General features: G+C 72.9%; 21 protein-coding genes and 1 riboswitch. Of the genes, 3 read left to right on the top strand and 18 right to left on the bottom strand.

The genetic code is table 11. The annotated features are described in order from the left end of the window. Positions 1–44: 44 nt before the first annotated feature. From mihF to pyrR, 9 genes are all read right to left on the bottom strand, one after another. The gene (gene mihF, locus ACIOHG_RS17170) at positions 45–371 is read right to left on the bottom strand and encodes an integration host factor, actinobacterial type (protein WP_030459182.1); all 327 of its coding nucleotides are present in this window, start codon (positions 369–371) and stop codon (positions 45–47) included. Between the two features lie 229 nt (positions 372–600). Continuing rightward, positions 601–1,440 (bottom strand): orotidine-5'-phosphate decarboxylase, encoded by an 840-nt coding sequence (pyrF, locus tag ACIOHG_RS17165; RefSeq protein ID WP_400950937.1) that lies wholly within the window; start codon positions 1,438–1,440, stop codon positions 601–603. A 77-nt stretch (positions 1,441–1,517) separates the two neighbouring features. Then, entirely contained in the window at positions 1,518–2,615 is a 1,098-nt protein-coding gene (locus ACIOHG_RS17160) for a quinone-dependent dihydroorotate dehydrogenase (RefSeq protein ID WP_400950934.1), read from the bottom strand. Positions 2,616–2,702: 87 nt separating this feature from the next. Further along, positions 2,703–6,026 (bottom strand): carbamoyl-phosphate synthase large subunit, encoded by a 3,324-nt coding sequence (gene carB, locus ACIOHG_RS17155; protein ID WP_400950931.1) that lies wholly within the window; start codon positions 6,024–6,026, stop codon positions 2,703–2,705. Beyond that, positions 6,019–7,176, bottom strand: coding sequence for a glutamine-hydrolyzing carbamoyl-phosphate synthase small subunit (gene carA / locus ACIOHG_RS17150; RefSeq protein ID WP_400950929.1), 1,158 nt, complete (start codon positions 7,174–7,176; stop codon positions 6,019–6,021). The genes carB and carA overlap by 8 nt, the downstream gene beginning before the upstream one ends. Continuing rightward, on the bottom strand, positions 7,173–7,730 hold the full coding sequence (locus tag ACIOHG_RS17145) for a hypothetical protein (RefSeq protein WP_400950927.1): 558 nt from the start codon (positions 7,728–7,730) through the stop codon (positions 7,173–7,175). Before ACIOHG_RS17145 ends, carA begins: the two co-directional genes overlap by 4 nt. Next, positions 7,730–9,022, bottom strand: coding sequence for a dihydroorotase (locus ACIOHG_RS17140; protein ID WP_400950924.1), 1,293 nt, complete (start codon positions 9,020–9,022; stop codon positions 7,730–7,732). The genes ACIOHG_RS17145 and ACIOHG_RS17140 overlap by 1 nt, the downstream gene beginning before the upstream one ends. After that, positions 9,019–9,999, bottom strand: a complete 981-nt coding sequence (locus ACIOHG_RS17135; RefSeq protein WP_400950922.1) for an aspartate carbamoyltransferase catalytic subunit — start codon at positions 9,997–9,999, stop codon at positions 9,019–9,021. The genes ACIOHG_RS17140 and ACIOHG_RS17135 overlap by 4 nt, the downstream gene beginning before the upstream one ends. Before the next feature lie 6 nt (positions 10,000–10,005). Continuing rightward, positions 10,006–10,647, bottom strand: a complete 642-nt coding sequence (gene pyrR, locus ACIOHG_RS17130) for a bifunctional pyr operon transcriptional regulator/uracil phosphoribosyltransferase PyrR (protein WP_400950919.1) — start codon at positions 10,645–10,647, stop codon at positions 10,006–10,008. A 275-nt stretch (positions 10,648–10,922) separates the two neighbouring features. Between pyrR and ACIOHG_RS17125 the strand changes: the two genes are divergently transcribed. Continuing rightward, positions 10,923–11,426 carry a transcriptional regulator gene (locus ACIOHG_RS17125; protein ID WP_014134541.1) on the top strand — a complete coding sequence of 168 codons (504 nt, stop codon included), beginning with the start codon at positions 10,923–10,925 and terminating at the stop codon, positions 11,424–11,426. 75 nt (positions 11,427–11,501) lie between these two features. Here the strand turns inward: ACIOHG_RS17125 and ACIOHG_RS17120 are convergent, their stop codons facing one another. The 5 genes from ACIOHG_RS17120 to ACIOHG_RS17100 all read right to left on the bottom strand — a co-directional run bounded on the left by ACIOHG_RS17120 (position 11,502) and on the right by ACIOHG_RS17100 (position 15,616). Continuing rightward, the gene (locus ACIOHG_RS17120; protein WP_400950916.1) at positions 11,502–12,371 is read right to left on the bottom strand and encodes a hypothetical protein; all 870 of its coding nucleotides are present in this window, start codon (positions 12,369–12,371) and stop codon (positions 11,502–11,504) included. 118 nt (positions 12,372–12,489) lie between these two features. Further along, positions 12,490–13,311, bottom strand: coding sequence for a thioesterase family protein (locus ACIOHG_RS17115; RefSeq protein ID WP_400951200.1), 822 nt, complete (start codon positions 13,309–13,311; stop codon positions 12,490–12,492). Positions 13,312–13,435: 124 nt separating this feature from the next. Then, a complete protein-coding gene (gene nusB / locus ACIOHG_RS17110) occupies positions 13,436–13,873 on the bottom strand; it encodes a transcription antitermination factor NusB (protein ID WP_400950914.1) in 438 nt (145 codons plus the stop codon). Between the two features lie 2 nt (positions 13,874–13,875). After that, the gene (gene efp, locus ACIOHG_RS17105) at positions 13,876–14,439 is read right to left on the bottom strand and encodes an elongation factor P (protein WP_400718391.1); all 564 of its coding nucleotides are present in this window, start codon (positions 14,437–14,439) and stop codon (positions 13,876–13,878) included. A 70-nt stretch (positions 14,440–14,509) separates the two neighbouring features. Further along, positions 14,510–15,616 carry a M24 family metallopeptidase gene (locus tag ACIOHG_RS17100; RefSeq protein WP_400950911.1) on the bottom strand — a complete coding sequence of 369 codons (1,107 nt, stop codon included), beginning with the start codon at positions 15,614–15,616 and terminating at the stop codon, positions 14,510–14,512. A gap of 129 nt (positions 15,617–15,745) precedes the next feature. Here ACIOHG_RS17100 and rpmG point away from each other — a divergent pair, with 129 nt between their 5' ends. Next, positions 15,746–15,910 carry a 50S ribosomal protein L33 gene (gene rpmG / locus ACIOHG_RS17095; protein ID WP_400950908.1) on the top strand — a complete coding sequence of 55 codons (165 nt, stop codon included), beginning with the start codon at positions 15,746–15,748 and terminating at the stop codon, positions 15,908–15,910. Positions 15,911–15,962: 52 nt separating this feature from the next. Here the strand turns inward: rpmG and ACIOHG_RS17090 are convergent, their stop codons facing one another. Further along, positions 15,963–16,538, bottom strand: coding sequence for an XRE family transcriptional regulator (locus tag ACIOHG_RS17090; RefSeq protein WP_400950906.1), 576 nt, complete (start codon positions 16,536–16,538; stop codon positions 15,963–15,965). 131 nt (positions 16,539–16,669) lie between these two features. Continuing rightward, entirely contained in the window at positions 16,670–17,779 is a 1,110-nt protein-coding gene (locus ACIOHG_RS17085) for a HoxN/HupN/NixA family nickel/cobalt transporter (protein WP_400950904.1), read from the bottom strand. 30 nt (positions 17,780–17,809) lie between these two features. Continuing rightward, a riboswitch (cobalamin riboswitch) is annotated at positions 17,810–18,007 on the bottom strand. A 90-nt stretch (positions 18,008–18,097) separates the two neighbouring features. Between ACIOHG_RS17085 and ACIOHG_RS17080 the strand changes: the two genes are divergently transcribed. After that, positions 18,098–18,460 carry an ArsR/SmtB family transcription factor gene (locus tag ACIOHG_RS17080; protein ID WP_400950901.1) on the top strand — a complete coding sequence of 121 codons (363 nt, stop codon included), beginning with the start codon at positions 18,098–18,100 and terminating at the stop codon, positions 18,458–18,460. 27 nt (positions 18,461–18,487) lie between these two features. Here ACIOHG_RS17080 and ACIOHG_RS17075 read toward each other — a convergent pair whose 3' ends face one another. After that, a complete protein-coding gene (locus tag ACIOHG_RS17075; RefSeq protein ID WP_400950899.1) occupies positions 18,488–19,180 on the bottom strand; it encodes a DUF6445 family protein in 693 nt (230 codons plus the stop codon). A gap of 84 nt (positions 19,181–19,264) precedes the next feature. Next, the gene (locus tag ACIOHG_RS17070; RefSeq protein WP_400950897.1) at positions 19,265–20,071 is read right to left on the bottom strand and encodes an Fpg/Nei family DNA glycosylase; all 807 of its coding nucleotides are present in this window, start codon (positions 20,069–20,071) and stop codon (positions 19,265–19,267) included. Positions 20,072–20,164: the final 93 nt, after the last annotated feature.

The raw sequence follows: 20,164 nt of genomic DNA, 5'->3' as shown, positions 1-20,164 counted from the left end.
CGATTATCCCGGATCGCGGAGGTTCCGCCGACACCGGCCTCCGGTCAGGAGGCGGCGCCGCCGAACTCGCGCTCCAGGGAAGCGATCTGGTTCGTGCCGAGGCCGCGCACGCGGCGGCTCTCGGAGATCCCCAGGCGCTCCATGATCTGCTTGGCGCGCACCTTGCCGACACCCGGCAGGGACTCCAGCAGGGCGGAGACCTTCATCTTGCCGATGACCTCGTCGTCGGACTTGCCGGCCTTGATGACGTCGTGCAGCGAGGCGCCCGAGTGCTTCAGCCGGTTCTTGACGTCGGCACGCTTGCGACGAGCCTCGGCGGCCTTGGCGAGCGCGGCGGTGCGCTGTTCGGGAGTAAGGGGCGGAAGAGCCACGCCGTTCACCTCAGGTGTGGATGGAAGGGATGAGCCATGACTTGGTCGTGCCCGGACGCCACAGGCTCTGACCTGCGGAGGTGGCCTCGGCCATCCCCAACTGGCGTCCTACCGCCGGACACTACCCAACTTGGGCCGCCGCGTCAGGAAAAGAACACGAAAAGTCCAGGTCAGCAGGGGCCGACCCAGGACTTTTCGGGGCAAATCAGCCGAGTTGACGGCCCATTGATCAGGCGTTTGTGACGGCCCTCACATCGTCGACGAACGCCTGCGCGGCCTGCTGCAGCGCCGCCACCGAGGGGCCGTGCTTCAGCACGTCGCGGCTCACCGAGGGCACCACGTTGCGCACCTGGTCGCCGAAGACCCGCGGCAGGTCGGCCGCGGTGGCGCCCTGCGCGCCCACCCCGGGGGCCAGCAGCGGGCCGTTGATCGCCAGGTCCACGCCCGCGTCGGCGAGCGTCGCGCCGACCACCGCGCCGAACGAACCCAGCGGCGCCGCACCGGAGTTCTCCGCCGCGAGGCGGCGCAGCACGGCCTGCGCCACGCTCTCGCCGTCGGCGCCGACGGCGCGCTGCACCTCGTGGCCCTCCGGGTTGGAGGTCAGCGCCAGCGCGAACAGGCCGCAGCCGTTGCGCCGGGCCAGGTCGACGGCGGGCTGCAGCGAGCCGAAGCCCAGGTAGGGGCTGACGGTCAGGGCGTCCGAGAACAGCGGGCTGTCGGGGGCCAGGAAGGTCTCGGCGTAGGCGGCCATGGTGGAGCCGATGTCGCCGCGCTTGGCATCCATCAGCACCAGCGCGCCGGCTGCCCGGGCCTCGGCCACCGCGCGCTCCAGCACGGCGATGCCGCGGCTGCCGAAGCGCTCGAAGAACGCGGCCTGCGGCTTCAGCACGGCGACCCGGTCGGCCAGCGCCTCGACGACGGTGCGGGAGAAGGTCTCCAGGCCGTTCAGGTCGTCGTTCAGCCCCCAGGCGGTGAGCAGCGAGCCGTGCGGGTCGATGCCGACGCAGAGCTGCCCGCGGGTGTCGAGGGCGGTGCGCAGGCGGGTGCCGAAGGGCGTGGTGTCAGTCATCGGTGGTCTCTTCCTCAACTCAACGGTCGTCTCGGCGGGGGCGGGGGCGGGGCTGCAGGGCGACGGAGCGGCGGGGCTCAGCGGACGCCCTTGCCGACCGCCTCGCCGATCGTCGCGTAGCCGGCGGCGCGCAGCCGGGCGGACAGGCCCTTGTGCAGCCGGCGCATCCAGAACGGGCCCTGGTAGATGAACGCGGAGTAGCCCTGCACCAGGTCGGCGCCGGCCAGGATGCGCTGCCAGGCGTCCTCGGCGGTCTCGATGCCGCCGACCGAGACCAGGGCGAGCCGGCCGTCGGTGCGCTTGCGCAGCCGCTCCAGCACCTCCAGCGAGCGGGCCTTCAGCGGGGCGCCGGACAGGCCGCCCATGCCGATCTCCTCGATCCGGGCGGCGGGGGTGCGCAGGCCCTCGCGGCCGATGGTGGTGTTGGTGGCGATGATGCCGTCCAGGCCGAGGTGCAGCGCCATGTCGGCGATCTCGTCGATGTCCTCGTCGGCCAGGTCGGGGGCGATCTTCACCAGCAGCGGGACGTGATGGGTGGTCACCTCGTCGGCGGCCTTGCGGACATCCCACAGCAGCGGGCCGAGCACCTGGACGGCCTGCAGGTTGCGCAGCCCGGGGGTGTTCGGGGAGGAGACGTTGACCACCAGGTAGTCGGCGTACGGGGCCAGCGCCTTCGCGCTCTTCAGGTAGTCGGCCGTCGCCTCGTCCTCCGGGACGACCTTGGTCTTGCCGATGTTGACGCCGAGCACGGGGGTGCTGCTGGTGCGCGGGCGGGCCGCGAGCCGGGCGGCGACCCGGTCGGCGCCCTGGTTGTTGAAGCCCATCCGGTTGATCAGCGCCCGGTCCTCGACCAGGCGGAACAGCCGGGGGGCGGGGTTGCCGGGCTGCGGCTCGCCGGTGACGGTGCCGATCTCGACGTAGTCGAAGCCGAGCATCGACAGGCCGTCGATGCCGATGCCGTTCTTGTCGAAGCCCGCGCCGAGGCCGAACGGGCCGGGCAGGTCGAGGCCGAGCGCGGTGGTGCGCAGCTTCGGGTCGCGGGGGGCGAGCACGGCCCGCACCAGCTGCCGCAGGCCGGGCACCGAGTGCGCCAGCCGGACCCAGAAGAACGCCAGGTGGTGGGCCTTCTCCGGGTCCATCTTCTTGAAGACCAGGTTGAACAGGAGCTTGTACATGGCGGGCGGATCCTCCGTGGGCCGAGCCGGGACATGGACGTGGGGGGCCGCCGGTGTCCGGACCGGCGTGCCCCCCACGGTTGCGGCCTAGTTCCGGCCGGAGTCGATCAGTGCCGCGTGCTCCTGCAGCGACATCACGCCGACCTCGCCGCGCCGCAGCTCGGCGATGCCCTGCACGGCCGCGCCCATCGCCTGCACGGTGGTCAGGCAGGGCACGCCCCGGGAGACCGCGGCGGTGCGGATCTCGTAGCCGTCGAGGCGGCCGCCGGTGCCGTACGGGGTGTTGATGATCAGGTCGACCGCGCCCTCGTGGATCAGCTGGACGATGGTCTTCTCGCCGTTCGGGCCCTCGCCGTCGGAGTGCTTGCGCACCACGGTGGCGGGGATGCCGCCGCGCTGCAGCACCTCGGCGGTGCCGGTGGTGGCGAGCAGTTCGAAGCCGAGCTCGACCAGCGCGCGGGCCGGGAAGACCAGGTTGCGCTTGTCGCGGTTGGCGACCGAGACGAACACCTTGCCGCTGGTGGGCAGGGCGCCGTACGCGCCGGCCTGGGACTTGGCGTAGGCGGTGCCGAAGACCCGGTCGATGCCCATGACCTCACCGGTGGAGCGCATCTCGGGGCCGAGCACGGTGTCCACGCCGCGGCCGTGCACGTCGCGGAAGCGCGACCACGGCATCACGGCCTCCTTGACCGAGATCGGCGCGTCGGCGGGCAGCGTGCCGCCGTCGCCCTCGCGCGGCAGCAGGCCCTCGGCGCGCAGTTCGGCGACGGTGGCGCCGAGCGAGATCCGGGCGGCGGCCTTGGCCAGCGGGACGGCGGTGGCCTTGGAGGTGAACGGCACGGTGCGGGAGGCGCGCGGGTTGGCCTCCAGCACGTACAGGATGTCGCCGGACAGCGCGAACTGGATGTTGATCAGGCCGCGCACGCCGACGCCCTTGGCGATGCCCTCGGTGGCCGAGCGGAGCCGCTTGATGTCGTACCCGCCGAGGGTGATCGGGGGCAGCGCGCAGGCGGAGTCGCCGGAGTGGATGCCGGCCTCCTCGATGTGCTCCATCACGCCGCCGAGGTACAGCTCCTCGCCGTCGTAGAGCGCGTCGACGTCGATCTCGACCGCGTCGTCCAGGAAGCGGTCGATCAGCACGGGGTGCTCGGAGATCAGGCCGGCGTGCCGCTCCAGGTAGGAGGCGAGCGAGGGCTCGTCGTAGACGATCTCCATGCCGCGGCCGCCGAGCACGTAGGACGGGCGGGCCAGCACGGGGTAGCCGATCTCGTCGGCGATCGCCTTGGCCTCCTCGAAGGAGAACGCGGTGCCGTGCTTGGGGGCGGGCAGCCCGGCGTCGCGCAGCACGCGGCCGAACGCGCCGCGCTCCTCGGCGAGGTGGATCGCCTCGGGCGAGGTGCCGACGATCGGCACGCCGTTGTCCTTGAGCGCCTGGGCCAGGCCGAGCGGGGTCTGGCCGCCGAGCTGCACGATGACGCCGGCCAGCGGCCCGGCCTGCTGCTCGGCGTGCACGATCTCCAGCACGTCCTCCAGGGTGAGCGGCTCGAAGTAGAGCCGGTCGGAGGTGTCGTAGTCGGTGGAGACGGTCTCCGGGTTGCAGTTGACCATCACGGTCTCGTACCCGCCAACAGGAGTCGGCGCAGTGGCGAGCGCGAAGGAGGCGTGCACGCAGGAGTAGTCGAACTCGATGCCCTGGCCGATCCGGTTCGGGCCGGAGCCCAGGATGATCACGGCGGGCTTGGTCCGGGAGGCGACCTCGCTCTCCTCGTCGTAGGACGAGTAGAAGTACGGGGTCTTGGCGGCGAACTCGGCGGCGCAGGTGTCGACGGTCTTGAACACCGGGCGGATGCCGAGCGCGTGCCGCACCTCGCGGACCACGTCGGCCTTGAGGCCGCGGATCTCGCCGATCTGCTGGTCGGAGAAGCCGTGCCGCTTGGCGTGCCGCAGCAGCTCCGGGTCGAGCTCGGCGGCCTCGGCCAGCTCGACGGCGATCTCGTGGATCAGGAAGAGCTGGTCGACGAACCACGGGTCGATCCTGGTCGCGTCGAACACCTCCTCGGGGGTGGCGCCGGCCCGGATCGCCTGCATCACGGTGTTGATCCGGCCGTCCGTCGGGACCTTCGCGGTCTCCAGCAGCGCGTCCTTCTCCCCCGGCTCGCCGACGAAGGCGAACTGGGAGCCCTTCTTCTCCAGCGAGCGCAGCGCCTTGTTCAGCGCCTCGGGGAAGTTGCGGCCCATCGCCATCGCCTCGCCCACCGACTTCATGGTGGTGGTCAGCGTGGCGTCGGCGGACGGGAACTTCTCGAACGCGAACCGCGGCACCTTCACCACGACGTAGTCGAGGGTCGGCTCGAAGGAGGCCGGGGTCTGCTCGGTGATGTCGTTGGGGATCTCGTCCAGCGTGTAGCCGACGGCCAGCTTCGCGGCGATCTTGGCGATCGGGAAGCCGGTCGCCTTGGAGGCCAGCGCGGAGGAGCGCGAGACGCGCGGGTTCATCTCGATGACGATGACCCGGCCGTCCTCGGGGTTGACCGCGAACTGGATGTTGCAGCCGCCGGTGTCGACGCCGACCTCGCGGATCACGGCGATGCCGATGTCGCGCAGGATCTGGTACTCGCGGTCGGTGAGCGTCATCGCCGGGGCGACGGTGATCGAGTCACCGGTGTGCACGCCCATCGGGTCGAAGTTCTCGATCGAGCAGACCACGACCACGTTGTCGTGCTTGTCGCGCATCAGCTCCAGCTCGTACTCCTTCCAGCCGAGGATGGACTCCTCCAGGAGCACCTCGGTGGTCGGCGAGAGGGCCAGGCCCTGGCCGGCGATCCGGCGCAGGTCCTCCTCGTCGTGCGCGAAGCCGGAGCCGGCGCCGCCCATGGTGAAGGACGGGCGGACCACGACGGGGTAGCCGCCGAGCGTGTCCACGCCCGCCAGCACGTCCTCCATCGAGTGGCAGATCACCGAGCGGGCGGACTCGCCGTGGCCGATCTTGGCGTTGACGGCCTCGACCACGCCCTTGAACAGCTCGCGGTCCTCGCCCTTGTTGATCGCCTCGACGTCGGCGCCGATCAGCTCGACGTCGTACTTCTCCAGCGTCCCGGCCTTGTGCAGCGAGATCGCGGTGTTCAGCGCGGTCTGGCCGCCCAGGGTCGGCAGCAGCGCGTCGGGGCGCTCCTTGGCGATGATCTTCTCGACGAACTCGGGGGTGATCGGCTCGACGTAGGTGGCGTCGGCGATCTCCGGGTCGGTCATGATGGTGGCCGGGTTGGAGTTGACCAGGATCACCCGCAGGCCCTCGGCCTTGAGCACCCGGCAGGCCTGCGTGCCCGAGTAGTCGAACTCCGCCGCCTGGCCGATCACGATCGGGCCGGAGCCGATCACCAGGACGGACTTGATGTCGGTGCGCTTAGGCACGCTGGCCCTCCATGAGCTGGACGAAGCGGTCGAAGAGGTACGCGGCGTCGTGCGGGCCGGCGGCCGCTTCGGGGTGGTACTGCACGCTGAAGGCGGGGACGTCGAGTGCCTGCAGGCCCTCGACCACGTCGTCGTTGAGGCAGACGTGGGAGACCTCGACCCGCCCGAAGGGGGTGTCGCTCACCTGGTCCAGCGGCGCGTTCACGGCGAAGCCGTGGTTGTGGGCGGTCACCTCGACCTTGCCGGTGCTGCGGTCCTGCACCGGCTGGTTGATGCCGCGGTGGCCGTACTTGAGCTTGTAGGTGCCGAAGCCGAGGGCCCGGCCGAGGATCTGGTTGCCGAAGCAGATGCCGAAGAACGGGGTCTTCTTCGCCAGCACGCCGCGCAGCACCTCGACCTGGTGGTCGGCGGTGGCCGGGTCGCCGGGGCCGTTGGAGAAGAACACGCCGTCGGGCTGCACGGCGTAGATGTCCTCGACGGTGGAGTTCGCGGGCAGCACGTGCACCTCGATGCCGCGCTCGGCCATCCGGTGCGGGGTCATGCCCTTGATGCCGAGGTCGACGGCGGCGACGGTGAACTTCTTCGCGCCGATCGCGGGGACGACGTAGGCCTCCTTGGTGGCGACCTCGGCGCACAGGTCGGCGCCCTTCATCTCCGGGGCCTGCTGCACCTTGGCCAGCAGCGCCGCGCCGTCGGCGACGGCCGGGCCGGAGAAGATGCCGACCCGCATCGCGCCGCGCTCGCGCAGGTGGCGGGTGAGCGCGCGGGTGTCGATGCCGCTGATGCCGACGACGCCCTGGCGCTCCAGCTCCTCGTCCAGCGAGCGCTTCGCCCGCCAGTTGGAGGCGATCCGGGAGGGGTCGCGGACCACGTAGCCGGCCACCCAGATCTGCTGCGACTCGTCGTCCTCGTCGTTCCAGCCGGTGTTGCCGATCTGCGGGGCCGTCATCACGACCACCTGGCGGTGGTAGGACGGGTCGGTCAGGGTCTCCTGGTAGCCGGACATGCCGGTGTTGAAGACCGCCTCGCCGAAGGTCTCGCCGACCGCGCCGTAGGCCTCGCCGCGGAAGGTCCGGCCGTCCTCCAGGACGAGCACGGCGGGCACGCGCTCCCGCCTGGTGCGCTGCGTGGTGGGGGCAGGTGCGGTCATGTCGCGGCCTCTTCCGTCTTCGTCGTCTTCGTTCGTGTCACCAGAGCACCGACGGCCTCGATCCAGGCCTCGTGCTCGTCCGCGGCGTCCAACCGGAAACCGCTTTCCAGCCCCCGTCCGCCGAGCCGCCAGCCGACGACCAGCAGCCCGCTGGGCACCACCTTGCCGGCGATGCCGGAGTCCAGCCGGGCGCCGGCCAGGTCGGCGGCCGGGACCCACAGGTCGTCGGCGCCGGGGCGGCGGGCCAGCAGGCCCCGCTCGGTGAGGGTGAGCTCGGCCAGGCTGCGGGTGCCCAGGCCGTGCGCGACCACCCGGTCCAGCCAGTTCCCGGCGGTGGTGGTGCCGTGGTAGCGGCCGGGCGCGGCCAGCAGAACCTCGCCCAACTCGTCCGGGGCGGTGGGCGGTTGGGGCAGGTCGGACTGGGTGGTGCGGCGCCAGTTCCAGCCCTGCCGCATCAGCCAGTACACCAGCCCGATCAGGATCAGCAGCCCGACGGACGCGCCGATGTACCCGGGCCAGTCGGTGACCTGGCCCTTCTCGGTGGCGAGCGGCATCAGCGCGCGACCAGCTCGCCGGCCAGCACGGTCGCCTCGCCGCGCAGGAAGGTGGCGTGCACCCGGCCGGGCAGGTCCATGCCGCGGTAGGGGGTGTTGCGGGAGCGGGTGGCGAAGGTGTCGGGGTTCACCACTCCACGGTACGCGGGATCGAACAGCACCAGGTTGGCCGGCTCACCCACCGAGATCGGCCGTCCGTGGCCCTTGAGGCGGCCGATCCGGGCCGGGCGGTGCGACATCCGGTCCGCGACGCCCTCCCAGTTCAGCAGGCCGGTGTCGACCATGGTCTGCTGGACGACCGACAGCGCGGTCTCCAGGCCGACCATGCCCATCGCGGCGACCGCCCACTCGCAGTCCTTGTCCTCCGCGGGGTGCGGGGCGTGGTCGGTGGCGACGGCGTCGATGGTGCCGTCGGCCAGCGCGCGGCGCAGCGCCTCGACGTCCTCGGCGGTGCGCAGCGGCGGGTTGACCTTGTACACCGGGTCGTAGGAGCGCACCAGTTCGTCGGTGAGCAGCAGGTGGTGCGGGGTGACCTCGGCGGTGACGTCCCAGCCCTTGCCCTTGGCCCAGCGGACGATCTCGACCGAGCCGGCGGTGGACAGGTGGCAGATGTGCACCCGGGAGCCGACGTGCGCGGCCAGCAGCACGTCCCGGGCGATGATCGACTCCTCGGCGACGGCGGGCCAGCCGCCGAGGCCGAGCTCGCCGGAGACCAGGCCCTCGTTCATCTGGGCGCCCTCGGTGAGCCGGGGCTCCTGGGCGTGCTGGGCGACGACGCCGTCGAAGGCCTTCACGTACTCCAGGGCGCGGCGCATGATCACCGCGTCGTCCACGCACTTGCCGTCGTCGGAGAACACCCGCACCCCGGCCGCGGAGTCGTGCATGGCGCCGAGCTCGGCGAGCTTCTTGCCCTCCAGGCCGACGGTGACGGCGCCGACCGGCTGCACGTCGCAGTAGCCGTACTCCTGGCCGAGCCGCCAGACCTGCTCGACCACGCCGGCGGTGTCGGCGACCGGGAAGGTGTTGGCCATCGCGTGCACGGCGGTGAACCCGCCCATCGCGGCGGCCTGGGTGCCGGTCAGCACGGTCTCGGCGTCCTCCCGGCCGGGCTCGCGCAGGTGGGTGTGCAGGTCGACCAGGCCGGGCAGGGCGATCAGGCCGGAGGCGTCGATGTCGATGTCGGCCTCGGTGTCCAGGCCGGTGCCGATCGCGGCGAACACGCCGTCGACGATGTGGATGTCCTGGGGGGCGCCGCCGAGGATCTGGGCGTTGCGGATCAGGTAGGTGGTCACTGGGCGGCCTCCGGGAGTTCGGTGGTGCGGGGGGCGTCGGCGGCGGTGGCCCCGCCGAGCAGCAGGTAGAGGACGGCCATCCGGACCGAGACGCCGTTGGCGACCTGCTCGACCACGGTGCAGCGCGGCGAGTCGGCGACCTCGGCGGTGATCTCCATGCCGCGGACCATCGGGCCGGGGTGCATCACGATCGCGTGCTCGGGCAGCCGGGCCAGCCGGGCGCCGTCCAGGCCGTAGCGGCGGGAGTACTCGCGCTCGGTGGGGAAGAACGCGGCGTTCATCCGCTCGCGCTGGACCCGGAGCATCATCACGGCGTCGACCTTCGGCAGCACGGCGTCGAGGTCGTAGGAGACCTCGCACGGCCAGGTGTCGATGCCGATCGGCAGCAGGGTCGGCGGGGCGACGAAGGTGACCTCGGCGCCGAGCGTGGTCAGCAGCAGCACGTTGGAGCGGGCGACCCGGCTGTGCAGGACGTCGCCGACGATGGCGACCTTGCGGCCGGCCAGGTCGCGGCCGAGGCCGGGGTTGAGGTGGCGGCGCATGGTGAACGCGTCGAGCAGGGCCTGGGTGGGGTGCTCGTGGGTGCCGTCGCCGGCGTTGATCACCGAGCCGTGCAGCCAGTCCGAGCCGGCCAGCCGGGCGGGCGCGCCGGAGGCGTGGTGCCGGATGACGACGGCGTCGGCGCCCATCGCCTGCAGGGTGAGCGCGGTGTCCTTCAGGCTCTCGCCCTTGGAGACCGAGGAGCCCTTGGCGGAGAAGTTGATGACGTCCGCGGAGAGCCGCTTCTCGGCGACCTCGAAGGAGGTCTTGGTGCGGGTGGAGTCCTCGAAGAACAGGTTGACGACGGTGCGGCCGCGCAGCGTGGGCAGCTTCTTGACGGCCCGTCCGGAGAGCTGGGCGAGCTCCTCGGCGGTGTCCAGGATCAGCAGCGCGTCGTCGCGGCTGAGGTCGGCGGCGGAGACGAGGTGGCGCTTCACGCGGGTTTACTCCGGGAGCTCGGGGTCGGCGTCGGCGGCGAGCGCCTGGGAGCTGTGGTCGATGCGCGCGGAGCGCGACGTAGCCGCGTAGTCGCGGTCGCCGAGCAGAACGGCGTCCCGGCCGTCGGTCTCGGCGAGCTGGACCTGCACGGCCTCGCGCAGCGAGGTGGGCAGGTTCTTGCCCACGTAGTCGGCGCGGATCGGGAGTTCGCGGTGCCCGCGGTCGACCATCACGGCGAGCTGCACGGCGCGCGGGCGGCCGATGTCGCTGAGCGCGTCGAGCGCGGCGCGGATGGTGCGGCCGGAGAACAGCACGTCGTCGACCAGGATCACCAGCCGGCCGTCGATGCCCTCGGCGGGGATCTCGGTGTGCTCCAGGGCCCGGGCGGGCTTCAGCCGCAGGTCGTCCCGGTACATGGTGATGTCCAGCGTCCCGAACGGGATCTCCCGGCCGGTGATCTGTTCGAGCTTGGCCCGCAGCCGCCGGGCGAGGTGCACGCCGCGGGTGTGGATGCCGAGCAGGACGACGTCCTCCGCGCCCCTGGCGCGTTCCACGATCTCGTGGGCGATCCGGGTGACGACCCGGGCGACGTCGGTGGCGTCCAGCACCTGGTGCGGGGCGCGCGGAGCAGAACTGGGTGTGGTCATGCCGAAGCGGACCTCCTTCCCCGCCTCACGGGACGGGTCTTAAAGGATGTCGGGAAAGGCTTCCGGCCGCAGCCGGAGCCTCGCCCATGGTAGCAGCGCGCCGATCCCCCCTGGTCGCGGCCCTGGTCGCAGCCCGTTCGCACGAGTGCCCCATTCGGCTTGACGCACCGACCTCACTCTACGTAACCTCACAGTGAGTTACGAAGGTGCTTCACGAGGGCCCTTGCGTCACTCCCATTCCAGCGCACGCGAAGCAATCTCGTCCGGGGAGATCCATGTCCAGCGACTACGCGAAGCAGCTCGGGGCCAAGCTCCGGGCGATCCGCACTCAGCAGGGTCTCTCCCTGCACGGCGTCGAGGAGAAGTCCCAGGGTCGCTGGAAGGCCGTCGTGGTCGGCTCCTACGAGCGCGGCGACCGCGCGGTGACGGTGCAGCGCCTCGCCGAGCTGGCCGAGTTCTACGGCGTGCCGGTGCAGGAGCTGCTGCCCGGCGGCACCCCGGGCGGCGCCGCCGAGCCCCCGCCGCGCCTGGTGCTGGACCTGGAGCGCCTGACCCAGGTCCCGTCCGAGAAGGCCGGCCCGCTGCAGCGCTACGCGGCGACCATCCAGTCGCAGCGCGGCGACTACAACGGCAAGGTGCTGTCGATCCGCCAGGACGACCTGCGCACCCTGGCGGTCATCTACGACCAGTCCCCCTCGATCCTCACCGAGCAGCTGATCAGCTGGGGCGTGCTGAACCCGGACGCGCGCCGCGCCGTCCGCGAGGAGGACGCGGGCTGACCGCCGCGACCGTCCGAAGAAACGTCACAGCGGGGCGGGCCGCCGGGAGACCGGCGGGCCGCCCCGCTGCGGCGTTCAGACCACGGTGCCCAGGCTGAAGCCCGGGCGGGCGGCCACCCCGCCCACCGCCAGCGCGGCCGGCGACCAGTCGTACCCCGTGCTGCGCCAGGACCAGGCCACCTGCCGGTACTCCCCGCACAGCGCGCCCGAGCCCTGGGTGCCGTGCAGCACCGCCGCGCCGGGCAGCTCGCAGTACAGGCCCGCGCAGAGCACCGCCGTCACCAGGTCCAGGTCCTCGTCGTGGATGCGCACCGCGCCGTCCTCCCAGTGCAGCACCCGGACCTGCGCCTCCAGCGGCCCGCCCGGCGCGTCCACCGCGACCCGGAACTCGTAGGCGCCGCAGCCCGCGCCCACCAGCACCCGCCGGAACACCTCGGACGCCTGCTGGTACGTCCGGCGCACCCGCGGGTCGGCGGCCCGGGCCCCGTCGCGCGGGCCGGCCGCGCCGCACAGCGCGCCGTCCATCAGCAGGTCGGCGTACCGCAGCGCGAGGCCGCCCTCGCGGGCCCGGACCAGCCGGGGCAGGAAGTCCGCCAGCTCCTCGCCCCGGTACGTCACCAGCTGGGTCCGCAGCGGCGGATTGACCAGGTAGCCGTCCCGGGCCGCCTGCTCCCGCGGGTCCACTCCGTGCAGCAGGCAGTGGTCGGCGAAGTCCTCCGGGTGGAACCGCCGCGCCCGGACCGCCCCGTACCCCTCCACCGCCTCCGCCAGCAGCTCCGCCGCCTCCCGCAGGTAGGTCGGGTAGTCCGGCGCGTCCGACAGCCGCCACTCCCGCACCCGCTCGAAGTCCGCCTCGCAGGTCAGGATGCCCGTCACGAACGCCTCCTCGCCGCGGTACGGGATCTCGGTGCGGCAACGGCGCGGCCGACGGCTGTTCCTGGACATCAGTGGCTCCCCGGGGTCTCTCGGTCCTGCGACTGCTGCCCCACTCCTCCCCACCCGCACCGGCCCCACACACACGCCCTGTCACAACTCTGCAACCGACCGTGAGGCGGCGCCCCGGTCAGCGCGGGGTCTTGGCCAGTTGGCGGGACTGGGCGACCAGGCGGCCGTCGGCGTCCCAGATCTCGCAGTCCTCCTCGAAGTAGCCGCCGGCCAGGTTGCGGGTGGCGTGCGAGAGGCGGAGCCAGCCCTCGGCGGGGAGGGCACGGAGGTGGACGGTGAGGTCGATGGTGGGGGCCCAGCCGGGGCGGCCGAGGTCGAAGGTGACGGGGGGCAGGGCGTCGGCGGCCAGCAGCAGGGAGAGCGGGTCGGCGGGTCGGCCGTCGGCGAGCCGGAACCAGCCCTGGATGCGGCCCTCCTTGGAGGGCTGTCCGAGCGCCCAGCCGACCGTGGCCGGGTCCAGCCGGAGGTCCAACCGCCGCAGCAGGGCGGCCTGTTCGATGAACTCCTTCGGGGCGTGCTCGACGCCGATGCACTGCTCCGGCGCGGGCAGTTCCGGCGGCAGCGCGGTGGTGGCGACCTCGCCGTCCAGCGCGGCCAGGTCGGTGAAGGAGGCGGTGATCCGCAGCCGCTCCTCGCCGCCCTGGGAGAGCACCGCGCTGCCGGTGGCCAGGCTGCGGCCGCGCCGGGCGATGTCGGTCCGGACGGTGGCGGGCCCGGGCCGGGAGGCGGAGACGAAGGTGCCGCCGACGGTCAGCGGGTGCGGGTGGCCGGGCCCGGCCTCCAGGGCCAGGGCGTGCGCGGCGAAGGCGAGCAGCAGGCCGCCGTTGACGCCGCCGCCGATCTGCCAGCCCGCGTCGAGCTCGCCGTCGTAGCGGCCGGGCTCCTCGGGGTGCGGGGTCAGGGCGATGCCCCGGTCGAACTCGCTGGTGGTCTCCGGCATGGCGTGGCCGCCCTTCTGCGCAGCAGGCACGAACAGACATTACTTGCCAGTAGCTTACGCGCGAAGGCCGCCGGACCAACAGGTCCGGCGGCCTTCGGGGCGGTGCGGGTGGTGCGGGCGGGGCTCAGCGCCGGATGCTCGGCTTGAGCTCCATGAAGCGGGCGAGCAGGCCGTTGACGAAGGCCGGCGACTCGTCGGTGGAGAACTCCTTGGCGATCTCCACCGCCTCGTCCAGGACCACCGCGTCGGGCGTGCCGTCCTCCCAGATCAGCTCGTACGCGCCGAGCCGGAGCACGTTGCGGTCGACGATCGGCATCCGGTCGAGCGTCCAGCCCACCGCGTAGGTGGCGATCAGGTCGTCGATGGTGCGCGCGTGCTGCGAGTACCCCTCGACCAGCTGCATCGTGTACTCCGCGACCTGCGGAATGCCCTCGTCCGGCCGGGGGTCGCGCGCCCGCGCGATCCAGTCGGCGAGCACCCGCTCGGGGGACACACCGCGGTGGTCCGCCTCGAACAGGATCTGGAAGGCCCGGGTGCGGGCCTTGCTACGAGCAGCGGCCACGGTTACTTGACCCGGCCGAGGTAGCTGCCGTCGCGGGTGTCGACCTTGACCTTCTCGCCGGTGGTGACGAACAGCGGCACCTGGATCTCGGCACCGGTCTCCAGGGTGGCGGGCTTGGTGCCGCCGGTGGAGCGGTCGCCCTGGACGCCCGGCTCGGTCTCGGCGATGACCAGCTCGACCGCGGCGGGGAGCTCGACGTACAGCGGGACGCCCTCGTTCTGCGCGACCAGGGCCTCGAAGCCCTCCAGCAGGTAGTTGGCGGCGTCGCCGACGGTCTTGGAGTCGACCGGGACCTGGTCGTAGGTGTCCATGTCCATGAAGATGAAGGCGTCGCCGTCGCGGTACGAGTACTGCATGGTCCGCTTGTCGACGTTGGCGGTCTCGACCTTGATGCCCGCGTTGAAGGTCTTCTCGACGACCTTGCCGGACAGGACCTCCTTCAGCTTGGTGCGCACGAAGGCCGGGCCCTTGCCGGGCTTGACGTGCTGGAACTCGACGACGGTCCAGAGCTTGCCGCCGTCCAGCTTGAGGACCATGCCGTTCTTGAGATCGTTCGTGGTAGCCACGGGCGCACTAACTCCTGATATGTCCGCTGTCAAAGAGCACCAAGCAGGCGCGCCGCCGGGACCGCCACGGTCACAGCGCGAGGAGCTCCTTGGTGGTGATGGTGAGCAGCTCGGGCCCGCCCTCCTCGGGAGGCCGCACCACGAGCGTGTCCTCGATCCGGACCCCGCCCCGCCCAGGGAGGTGGACTCCCGGGCCGACGGTGACCGGCACGCGATTGTCCAGTTTACCCATGTCGGCGGGCCCGAGGCGCGGCGCCTCCCGGATCTCCAGGCCGATGCCGTGTCCCAGCGCCCGGACGGACGGTCCGTCATGACCCCCGGCCTGGAGGATCGAACGGGCCGCGTCGTCCGGCACGTGCTGCTCCACGCCGGGCCCGAGCGCCTCCCGGGCGGCCCGCTGGGCGTGGAAGACCAGGCGGTGCAGTTCGACCTGCCAGGGGGCGGGGGCGGCGCCGATCACGAAGGTGCGGGCGGTGGAGACGCCGTAGCCGCGGTACTGGGCGCCGAGCACCACGGTGAGGAAGTCGCCCTCCTCGACCCGCCGGTCGGTGGGCCGGTGGCGCTCCAGGCCGGAGTGGCTGCCGGTGCCGACCGAGACCGGGAAGGCGGCCCGGTCGGCGCCGTGGTCGACCATCCGGCGCTCCAGCTCCATCGCCAGGTGCCGCTCGGTGCGGCCAACCAGGATGGATTCCAGCAGCTCGCCGAGCGCCTGGTCGGCGATCTCGGCGGCGATCCGCAGGTCGGCGATCTCGTGCTCGTCCTTGACCACCCGCAGCCGCTCGACCGCCCGGCCCAGGTCGCGCAGCCGGGCGGCGCCGGCCAGCCGGGCCACCTCGCGGTGCCGGGCGACGGTCAGGTCGTGCTCCTCGACGGCCAGGTCGCGCGCGCCCAGCCGGGCGGCGGCCTCGGCGGCGGCGTGCGCGGCGTCCGCCTCGGCGGGCACCGGGAGCAGGGTGAGCTCCGGGTCGGGCCGGGACTCCCCCGGGTCGGCGGGCTCGGGCTCCTCGGGCCGGGCCAGCAGCGCCCGCTCCCGGGTGAGCAGCAGCGCGGCGCCGCGCGGCGCGCAGCCGGTCAGGTAGCGGACGTTGGCGGCGCGCGTGATCAGCGCCGCGTCGGCCCCGGAGGCGCTGCAGTGCTCACGGAGGCGTTCGCGTCGGGCGGAGTGCGCGTCGGACATGCCCCGAGCGTACGAACGGGGGCCCGGGGGCGCCCGTCGGGACCGGCCGACGGGTGGGGAATGCCCGGCGGGGGCCCCGCGTTGTGGCCTGGTGAAAACGGCAATCGTTGCCGGGATAGGGAGGCCGAGATGGCACGCAGCGAACTGCGACCGGTGATCACGCTCCGGTCGACGGCGGGCACGGGGTTCGCGTACGCGACGCGGAAGAACCGCCGCAACGACCCGGACCGGATCGTGCTGCGCAAGTTCGACCCGGTGGCGGGGCGGCACGTGGAGTTCCGCGAGGTCCGCTGACGGCGTGACGGAGGGGCCCCGGGCGGTGCGCCCGGGGCCCCTCCGCGTTCCGTCAGGCGCCGGGCGGGGGGACCGAGACCACCATGGTGACCAGGCACGGCGCGGCGCCGTCGTTGCGGTAGCCGTGCGCGGCGCCGGCCTCGTAGGAGGCGGTGGAGCCGGCCGGGACGCGGTGCTCGCGGCCGTCCAGCAGGAGGGTGAGGACGCCCGCGTCGACCCGGGCGATCTCGACCGTGCCGGGCGGGTGCGGATCGGAGGTGTGCGCCTCGCCGGGCTCCAGCCGCCAGGACCACAGCTCCAGCGGGCCGGGGGCCTCGACGCCGCCGAGCAGGGTGCCGCTGCCGCCCGCGGGGCCGGTCCACAGCCGGACGGCCTCCTCGGCGGGGACGATCCGGACGGCGGAGGAGGCGTCGTAGTCGAGCAGCCAGGCGATCGAGACGCCGAGGGCGTCGGCGAGCCGGACCACGGTGCCGACGCTGGGGTTGGTGCGGGCCTGTTCGATCTGCACCACCATGCCGCGGCTGACGCCGGAGCGGGCGGCCAGGGCGTCCAGGGTGTGGCCGCGCTCGGTGCGCAGCCGCTTGAGGTTGCGGGCGAGGGCCTGGGTGACGAGGTCGGCGTCCGGCACGGGCGGGTCCACTGTTCTGCTCGGGCCGGCCCGGCGCCCCGCGGGAGGGGCCGGGCCGGCGTCGAAGGGTGCACCGACTGTACTGCCTGCTGTCCCGCCTGCGCCGGGCCCGGGCCCGGGCCGACGGGTCGTCAGGAGGGCTGCGCGAAGGCCCTGGAGCGCTTGGCGATCCGCCAGTAGCCGATCGCGGCGGCCCAGACCACGACGAACAGGCCGACGATCACGAAGCCGACGTTGTCCAGGCTGAGGCCGGCGACCCAGCCGGTGACGGGGTCGTCCAGGTCGAACTTGTCGTGCAGCACCGTGACCAGCTCGATGGTGCCGATCACGAACGCCACCGCGATCGACAGGCCGGTGATGGTCAGGTTGTAGTACACCTTGCGGACCGGGTTGGCGAAGGCCCACTGGTAGGCGAAGTTCATGAACGTGCCGTCCAGGGTGTCGAACAGGCTCATCCCGGCGGCGAACAGCAGCGGCAGGCAGACGATCGCGTACCAGGGCAGGCCGGCGGCGGCGCCGGAGCCCGCCATCACCATCAGGGTCACCTCGGTCGCGGTGTCGAAGCCCAGGCCCAGCACCATGCCGACCGGGAACATCTGGCCGGGCCGGGAGATCGAGCGGGTGGCCCGGTTCAGCACCCGGGCCAGGAAGCCCCGGGCCGCCAGGTGCTTCTCCAGCTCGGCCTCGTCGTACTGGCCGGCCCGCATCGCCCGGAACACCCGCCAGATGCCCAGCAGCGCCACCAGGTTGAGCGCCGCGATCAGGTACAGGAAGGCCCCGGAGGCGGTGGTGCCGACGGTGCCGAGCACCTGGTGGGTGGTCGAGTCGTCGTCCATCAGGGTGCCGGCCAGCGCCGCGCCGCCGGCCACCAGGGCGGCCATGATCACCACCATCGAGGAGTGCCCGAGGGCGAACCAGAAGCCCACCGAGACCGGGCGGCGGCCGTCGGCCATCAGCTTGCGGGTGGTGTTGTCGATCACCGCGATGTGGTCGGCGTCGAAGGCGTGCCGCATGCCCAGCGTGTACGCGGTGACGCCCAGGCCGACGCCGAACACCTGGGTGCCGACCTGGTACTTGTGCGGCGCCACCAGGAACAGCAGTGTCCCGAACGCCACCACGTGCAGGGCCAGGATCACCGCCATCAGGCCGGCCGTGCGCAGGGTGTCCTCGCGCCGCCAGCGGAAGGACGGCAGGACGGAGCCCGCAGCGGCTGCGGGCAGGGTCGATTCGGACGCGGTCATCCGCGGATCACGCTCCAGCACCTCGTGGATCACTTCGTGAGATGCCGTGGCCGGTCTCCTGGCTGACGGGGTGTTGCGCGCCGGCTCCCGGCCTTCCCGGCCGCGAGCGGCCAGTGGCACGAGGTGGGGGCCGACGACTCCCCGATCACAGTGGCGAGGGCCGCTCCGGACTCCTGTGGCAGGCACAGTGCACCGGTCTTCCCGAACACCACGGCCCGCTCACCGTAGGGCCGGTGGGCCCACAGCTGCAAGGCTGCAGAGGCGTGCAGGTGTTCGCGGTGTCCAAGATCACTCCCGGGCGGTGCCAGAATGGCCGTCATGCACCTCGTACCCGCGGACCGTGCCGGACAGCGCACCATCGACGGGCACCGGGTCTGCGAGGCGATCGCCGCGATCGGCGACGCCGAGCACGTCCGGGCCTGGGCCGAGCGCTTCGCGCTGCTCGCCGACCCCGGGCGGCTCTCCCTGCTGCTGGCGCTGCACCGCACCGGGCCGCTGGCCGTCACGGACCTCGCGGTCGCCACCGGCATGCGCGACCCGGCGGTCTCGCAGGCGCTGCGCCTGCTGCGGGCCGCCGGGCTGGTGGCCGGGGAGCGGGACGGGCGGGTGGTGCGCTACCGGCTGGTCGACCCGGCGGTGGCGGAGGTGCTGGCGCACGGGGTGCTCGGCGAGCGGGACTGACCCGCCGTCAGGGGCCGCCCGCGCGGCTCAGGCCATCCAGAAGAAGACCGCCGTCATCCGCTTCTCCGCCAGCGTCGCGCCGTGGTACTCGGTCGCGGTGTGGATCAGGTTGGCGGTGTAGAGCAGCAGCCGGTTGTAGCGGTGCGGGACGGCCAGGTCCTCGGTGAAGGAGTCCGGCGGGACGAAGCGGGTGCCCAGGGCGTCGACCAGGTTGTTGTGCGGGGCGACCACGCTGTTGCCGCCGAGCCGGCCGCCGGGGAAGCTCTGCCGGTAGAAGCTGGTGCCGCAGCGCTTGGGCACGCCCGGGTTGAGGTACAGCACGGCGGCGTAGCGGCAGAGCGAGCGCGAGTCGGTGTGCGGGCGCGGCTCGCACTCCCCCGCGCCCACCACCTGCACGCAGTTGTGGTTGAAGGTGCCGCCCTCGGCCGCGTCCAGCGCCCAGATCCGCTCGGCGCCGACGGTGTCCCGGACCAGCTTCTCGACGTGCGCGAGCTCGTCCGGCTCCAGGCCGGGCATCGCCCGCAGGCCGGGCCAGGCCTCCGGCTTGTGCGGGTAGCCCTCGTCCCAGTCGGTGCGGGCCAGGTGCCGGGCGCGCACCGCGTCCGGGTCCGGCAGGACGTCGTCCAGCACCCAGTAGTCGCGGCCCTTGGTCGGCTTGCGGTACGGCAGGACGGGCAGCGCCGGGGCGGGGCGGGAGCCGCGGAACGGGGGAACGGACATGGCCCCGACAATAGGAGCGCCGTTCCGGGCCCTCGCCCAAGGCCTGGTCAACCTTCCGTCAAGGCTTGCCGTGGTGACGGGACGTCAGGACTGCTGGCAGCGCGGGCACCAGAACAGGTTGCGGGCGGCCAGCTCCTCCGTCCGGACCGGGGTGCCGCAGACCAGGCAGGGCAGGTCGTGGCGGCGGTAGACGTAGACCTCGCCGCCGTGGTCGTCCACCCGGGGCGGGCGGCCCATCGCCTCGGGGGTGTGCTCGGGGCGGACGGTGTCGATCCGGCCGGCCTCGACGCCCGCGCGCATCAGGGCGACCAGGTCGGCCCAGATCGCGTCCCACTCGGCGCGGGTCAGGTCGCGGCCCGCGCGGTGCGGGCTGATGCCGAGCCGGAACAGCACCTCGGCGCGGTAGACGTTGCCGACGCCCGCCAGCACCTTCTGGTCCATCAGCAGCGCGGCCACCGTGCTGCCGCTGCGGGAGATCCGCTGCCAGGCCGGGTCGCCCGCCTCGCCGGGGCGCAGCGGGTCCGGCCCGAGGCGGCGGTGGACGGCGGCCTTCTCGGCCGGGGTGAGCAGTTCGCAGGCCGTCGGGCCGCGCAGGTCGGCCCAGCCGGTGTCGTTGGCCAGCCGCAGCCGGACCTGGCCGACCGGCTCCGGGGCCTCGCCGGTGCCGAAGTCGTACGTGCCGTAGAGGCCCAGGTGCACGTGCAGCCAGTGCTCCCCGAAGCCGAGGAACAGGTGCTTGCCGTGCGCCTCGGCCTCGTCCAGCGCCCGCCCGTCGATCAGGGCGGCGCCCTCCGCGAAGCGCCCCTGCGGGCTCGACACCCGGACGGGGGCGCCCGCGAACAGTTCGTGGTTCAGCCTGGCCAGGCGGTGGATCACATGCCCCTCGGGCACGGGCGTCAACTCCTCGGTCGTGGTGGTGGCGAGGAGTCCATCCTCCCAGGCCGGACGGACAGTCCGGGCGGGCGGTCCGGGCGGGGCCGGAAG

The sequence above is a fragment of the Kitasatospora sp. NPDC088134 genome, assembly GCF_044741705.1.
Lineage (GTDB): Bacteria > Actinomycetota > Actinomycetes > Streptomycetales > Streptomycetaceae > Kitasatospora.
This window is presented reverse-complemented; position numbering and strand designations above follow the sequence as displayed.

Excerpts from the sequence above, each read along its gene's own strand:
- ACIOHG_RS17125 (WP_014134541.1), top strand. The coding sequence starts at position 10,923 with ATGTCCAGCGACTACGCGAAGCAGCTCGGGGCCAAGCTCCGGGCGATC.
- ACIOHG_RS17160 (WP_400950934.1), bottom strand. The coding sequence starts at position 2,615 with ATGTACAAGCTCCTGTTCAACCTGGTCTTCAAGAAGATGGACCCGGAG.
- ACIOHG_RS17120 (WP_400950916.1), bottom strand. The coding sequence starts at position 12,371 with ATGTCCAGGAACAGCCGTCGGCCGCGCCGTTGCCGCACCGAGATCCCG.
- ACIOHG_RS17115 (WP_400951200.1), bottom strand. The coding sequence starts at position 13,311 with ATGCCGGAGACCACCAGCGAGTTCGACCGGGGCATCGCCCTGACCCCG.
- carA (WP_400950929.1), bottom strand. The coding sequence starts at position 7,176 with ATGACCGCACCTGCCCCCACCACGCAGCGCACCAGGCGGGAGCGCGTG.
- ACIOHG_RS17085 (WP_400950904.1), bottom strand. The coding sequence starts at position 17,779 with ATGACCGCGTCCGAATCGACCCTGCCCGCAGCCGCTGCGGGCTCCGTC.
- rpmG (WP_400950908.1), top strand. The coding sequence starts at position 15,746 with ATGGCACGCAGCGAACTGCGACCGGTGATCACGCTCCGGTCGACGGCG.
- pyrR (WP_400950919.1), bottom strand. The coding sequence starts at position 10,647 with ATGACCACACCCAGTTCTGCTCCGCGCGCCCCGCACCAGGTGCTGGAC.
- ACIOHG_RS17145 (WP_400950927.1), bottom strand. The coding sequence starts at position 7,730 with ATGCCGCTCGCCACCGAGAAGGGCCAGGTCACCGACTGGCCCGGGTAC.
- ACIOHG_RS17075 (WP_400950899.1), bottom strand. The coding sequence starts at position 19,180 with ATGTCCGTTCCCCCGTTCCGCGGCTCCCGCCCCGCCCCGGCGCTGCCC.
- pyrF (WP_400950937.1), bottom strand. The coding sequence starts at position 1,440 with ATGACTGACACCACGCCCTTCGGCACCCGCCTGCGCACCGCCCTCGAC.
- ACIOHG_RS17080 (WP_400950901.1), top strand. The coding sequence starts at position 18,098 with ATGCACCTCGTACCCGCGGACCGTGCCGGACAGCGCACCATCGACGGG.
- ACIOHG_RS17100 (WP_400950911.1), bottom strand. The coding sequence starts at position 15,616 with ATGTCCGACGCGCACTCCGCCCGACGCGAACGCCTCCGTGAGCACTGC.